This window comes from Bowmanella dokdonensis (assembly GCF_017254865.1).
In the GTDB taxonomy this organism is placed as follows: Bacteria; Pseudomonadota; Gammaproteobacteria; order Enterobacterales; family Alteromonadaceae; genus Bowmanella; species Bowmanella dokdonensis.
The window spans coordinates 1-346 of record NZ_JAFKCV010000204.1; the positions used below are offsets into that span (position 1 = coordinate 1).

The 346-nt window shown below is 41.6% G+C and carries 1 protein-coding gene; it reads left to right on the forward strand.

The window, feature by feature from the left end; genetic code table 11:
• Positions 1 to 140: (d)CMP kinase (locus tag J0A66_RS23650; RefSeq protein ID WP_206576010.1), on the forward strand; the 140-nt coding region annotated here is incomplete at its 5' end.
• Between the last annotated feature and the right edge of the window lie 206 nt (positions 141 to 346).

The window sequence follows — 346 nt, forward strand, 5'->3', positions numbered from 1 at the left end:
ACGAACGTGATACTAATCGTTCTGTTGCACCGCTGGTGCCGGCTGAAGATGCATTGGTTTTGGACTCTACTAATCTGAGTATCAACCAAGTGCTTGATAACGTTATGCAATATGTCCAAGGACAGTTGCAGAATAAATGATGAAACAGCTCGAATGTAAGGATGCGTCGAGCCAATTGGAACAACCCCACATTAGCGGGACTGCTAAGTGGATGTCAATATTTGAATAATCACACTATGACTGAAAATTTTGCTCAACTTTTCGAAGAAAGTTTAAAACAGCTTGAAACTCGCCCAGGTGCCATTGTTAAAGGTACCGTTGTTGCTATCGACAAAGACATCGTTTT